Source organism: Shigella sp. FC1967, assembly GCF_001743005.1.
Classification (GTDB): Bacteria; Pseudomonadota; Gammaproteobacteria; order Enterobacterales; family Enterobacteriaceae; genus Proteus.
In genome coordinates, this window is the sequence record NZ_MIIZ01000751.1 from 1 (window position 1) to 3,745 (window position 3,745).

General features: G+C 36.8%; 5 protein-coding genes. 1 reads left to right on the forward strand and 4 read right to left on the reverse strand.

Going from position 1 to position 3,745, the window contains the following annotated elements; genetic code table 11:
* Nucleotides 1-177: 177 nt before the first annotated feature.
* The 4 genes from BHE89_RS11945 to BHE89_RS11955 form a co-directional block, all read right to left on the reverse strand.
* On the reverse strand, nucleotides 178-861 hold the full coding sequence (locus tag BHE89_RS11945; RefSeq protein WP_413242933.1) for a type I restriction endonuclease subunit R, EcoR124 family: 684 nt from the start codon (nucleotides 859-861) through the stop codon (nucleotides 178-180).
* Nucleotides 862-1,046: 185 nt separating this feature from the next.
* Nucleotides 1,047-1,220 carry a helix-turn-helix domain-containing protein gene (locus BHE89_RS27045; protein ID WP_128860504.1) on the reverse strand — a complete coding sequence of 58 codons (174 nt, stop codon included), beginning with the start codon at nucleotides 1,218-1,220 and terminating at the stop codon, nucleotides 1,047-1,049.
* A 72-nt stretch (nucleotides 1,221-1,292) separates the two neighbouring features.
* Nucleotides 1,293-1,592 (reverse strand): AAA-type ATPase lid domain-containing protein, encoded by a 300-nt coding sequence (locus BHE89_RS27445; protein ID WP_458694217.1) that lies wholly within the window; start codon nucleotides 1,590-1,592, stop codon nucleotides 1,293-1,295.
* Nucleotides 1,492-2,859, reverse strand: a complete 1,368-nt coding sequence (locus BHE89_RS11955; RefSeq protein WP_128860505.1) for a sigma-54 interaction domain-containing protein — start codon at nucleotides 2,857-2,859, stop codon at nucleotides 1,492-1,494. The genes BHE89_RS27445 and BHE89_RS11955 overlap by 101 nt, the downstream gene beginning before the upstream one ends.
* Before the next feature lie 366 nt (nucleotides 2,860-3,225).
* On the opposite strand from BHE89_RS11955, the gene BHE89_RS11960 reads away from it, so the two are divergent.
* Nucleotides 3,226-3,693, forward strand: a complete 468-nt coding sequence (locus BHE89_RS11960) for a pyridoxal-phosphate dependent enzyme (RefSeq protein ID WP_286146092.1) — start codon at nucleotides 3,226-3,228, stop codon at nucleotides 3,691-3,693.
* Nucleotides 3,694-3,745: the final 52 nt, after the last annotated feature.

The following is a 3,745-nucleotide window of genomic DNA, read 5'->3' on the forward strand; positions in this document are numbered from 1 at the left end:
ATGTATTTTTATTTAACATATCAGCATCAGTTAGAAAATGATACCTAATTAATAACTTATTTCCTGTGTTGCTAATAAAAAAAACGCCATTAAATTTGATTTAATGGCGTTCAGACAGCTGACAAAGCCCTCACTTCCCTTTATGGCTAGCGGTTTTTTGTTTCTTAATTAAAGTGCTCATGATGATAAAGGGCGACATTCGTTGTCTGCTATGTCAACCATATCACTTAAGAGATCATCTGTTTTTGCAAAAATAAACTGCTTTAAAAACTGATCAATGCGAATATTTAATTTAAATGGAGGTAAAGTGACACCATCTTGTTTTTCAAGGTAGATTTTAGCTTTTGCTTTATCTACGGTCGCTTTTAATGCATCGAAGCGACCAAAATTGTTAAGGTTTTTCTCAGTAACACTATCAGCCATTAATGCCATCAGTAATTCTTTATTTAAACCAAGTGCATTAACAACGGCACTTATTTGTGCATTCTCGGCGTTATCTTTATAGGTATTGATATAGTCCCTAAAAGTATGACCTTCAATTAATTGCGCATCGCCACGTTGTAAGTCATGTAAGAAAAGTTTCGCGTATTTCTGTTCGTTTTGTGTCAGTGAGGCAAACGACTTATGCAGCTCGTTTAATGTGTTTTCAATACTTGCAACGTCTTGAGGATCATTAAGTTCTTTTAAATATTTATCAAAGCGACTATTCATATAGTCAGCGTCGATTTTCCCAGTATCTATTTCAGTTAAGTAACCGCTGATATCAAAAGGAACATCTCCACCATCAGAACCACTTCCATCCTCTTTACTGACTAACTCTTTATAACGAAGGACGAGGCTTAAATAGGTTTGTTCATCTATGGATAGTGTGACTTCATGTTCTTCATCGTTTTCAGTAGATGGTTAACATGAATTTCTATACTATGGCACTGAACTTCACGGATGTTAAGTTAGAGATGGAGTGTATTATAACTGTCTATAATTAGGCGCTTACTTCAAATTCAAATAATTATAATTATCTTATCCTTTCAGCTCCGGCTCTCTTCCTAGTTTTGTTTTTGATCCCTAGTTGATTTTTTTATTTTCCTATATAAAGTCGCAATACTGATACCTAAGATTTTTGCCGCTTTTTTCTTTTCCTTCCAATGTGGTTCCTGTTTTTTTCTAATATATTCATAATGGTTTGATACTCTGAGGTCAGGTTCTGCGTTTTGAGACATTCGTGTGTGTTTAACGATTGCGTTTTTAGCTTTTGTATAAACCTCACTGCGTTTTTTCTTTTTTCTGATGTATCAGTATGTGTTGTTTTCTACTAGGTAAGGAGGAAGATGACTAAGATTAAAATCAGCGGTATCACCTTGCATAACATACATATATTCAATCACATTACGTAGCTCTCTGATATTACCCGGCCACTCATAAGAATATAAATAGTTAATAATAGAGTTAGGGATCTTCGTCGTAGGACGTTTATAGGTTAAAGCTAAATCATCAGCAAAAAAACTGAGCGAGCTCTGCGATATCTTCTCGATGATCACGTAGGGCGGGCGTGTGAATAGGGACAACGTTAAGACGATAAAACAGATCTTCACGGAATTGCCCTTTATTGACCATGTCGCGCAGATCTTTATTTGTGGCTGCAATAATACGTACATCGATATTAATCATATTGTTAGAGCCAACACGCGTAATGCTTTTTTCTTGAAGTACACGCAAAAGTTTGGCTTGTAAATGTAACGGCATATCGCCGATTTCATCAAGAAATAGGCTTCCACCGTGGGCTAATTCAAATTTACCAATGCGTCCTTTAGGATCTGCACCACTAAACGCGCCTCGCACATAACCAAAAAGCTCACTTTCTAACAGCTGTTCTGGAATAGCAGCACAGTTAATAGTAATAAATGGCTGCTTTGTCCGTAAACTCTGTTGGTGAATGGTATAGGCGACGACTTCTTTACCTGATCCACTTTCTCCAGTGATAAGTACGCTGGCGTGGCTAACCGCAACTTTGCTTAACATGCTTTTTAATTGGAGCATATTGTGTGAGTTGCCAATTAAAGGGGAGTGCGGATTTTCATCAACAGATAAGGTATTTACCTGTGTCATATAATCACGAGCATCATGGAAAATGACCATGGTGAGTTGGTCATTATCGACAGAAGAGAAGGTGATTTTTTTACAGAGCACATGATAACGCTGTTTATTTAAAATCAGCCAAGCCTCTTCATCGCCATAAAGAATATCGCCAGTCATATCGATATCAAGAGATTGCCCAATTAATTCACAATCAAAGAAACGTAGAGCAGATAGGTTGGCATGCCAAATTTTACTTTGGCTATCGATGGCAATTACCCCTCTATCCATGACATCAATCAAGTTTCGAAAAGTACCAAATCGCTCTTGCTCTCTCAGCCTTTCAAGGCATTCAAAAACACGACTTGAAATCATCTCCGAAAACTGTTCGATAAAGGTGATAAAGGCTTGTTTTTGTTTCATCAAAAACATTTTCTGTTCTCGGTTAGAACAGATAATACCAATGACACCAATAACTTGGTTATTGAGAAAAATTGGCGCATTGAGATCAAGCTCTTCGGTACAAGTTAAGCGATTTTGACATAGCTGACAGAGATCGTTTTCTTTTGGATCTTCAATGAGAATTGTTTTTTGGACTTGCAGTACATGGCGATAAATATACCCATTGCTAGAGACATCTTGATTGAGCATATAGCGATAACGTCCCGTACCTGCAATACGAATTAAATTGTTATCAATAATTTCAACATCGGTACCGGTGATACCCGCAATGGCATCGGTGTACTTGCTGATTTCATCTTGCAGGGTACTGAGTAATGAGTGCATCACATTCTCACCTTAAAATTATCATAATTGATAATAAATTATCATTATTCATTTAATGGGTTTAATTAAATTATTATTTATTAGTTAGTTATACGTTTTTTGTGTAAAGCTCACACAGTTTCTTATTATTGATAATTTATCATCTAAATAAAAACCGCCTAGATCACAGCTTTTCTGCATGATTAATCCCATATTTTAATCATTTAAATAATAAAAAATGTTTTAAATCAGTTAATTATATCTTTATTAAATGCTTTTTGAGTGAGTTGGCATACATATTGCGATACAGGGGATAACCCTATGTATTCCGATTAATCGCGATATTGGGTTATCGCGAATTTTAAAGTGTGATTAAGAGGTAATTCCATGCAGGAGCAATTGCAGTACCTGATTAACCAAAGTTCATTTACGCGAAAACCAACCGCTGAGCTTGCCCCTTTTCGTTATGAAGAGTTAGCTAAAGCGTTAGATTTTCACCGAACTATTCCAGGATACGCACCTACACCGTTATTTCATTTACCCCATCTAGCCAAAACATTAGGAGTGGGTGAGTTATATCTCAAAGATGAATCTTTTCGTTTTGGTTTGAAAGCATTTAAAGCGTTAGGTGGTGCTTATGCGATGGCACGCCATATTGCTGATTTCCTCGAAATGGACATCAGTGAATTACCTTATGAGGTCATGATCAGTGATGAGATCAGAAAAAAGTTAAATGGTGTCACTTTTGCGACAACCACTGACGGGAATCATGGACGTGGTGTTGCTTGGATGGCAAGACAGTTGAAGCAAAAGCCGTGGTCTATATGCCAAAAGGATCGTCACAAGAACGTTTAGATGCCATCTTGCGTGAAGGTGCAGTCGCTGAAATCGTTGATATGAACTATGA

What these genes read in the sequence shown, in the direction of transcription:
- BHE89_RS27045 (WP_128860504.1), bottom strand. Translation starts at nt 1,220, where the DNA reads ATGTCTCAAAACGCAGAACCTGACCTCAGAGTATCAAACCATTATGAA.
- BHE89_RS11955 (WP_128860505.1), bottom strand. Translation starts at nt 2,859, where the DNA reads ATGCACTCATTACTCAGTACCCTGCAAGATGAAATCAGCAAGTACACC.
- BHE89_RS11960 (WP_286146092.1), top strand. Translation starts at nt 3,226, where the DNA reads ATGCAGGAGCAATTGCAGTACCTGATTAACCAAAGTTCATTTACGCGA.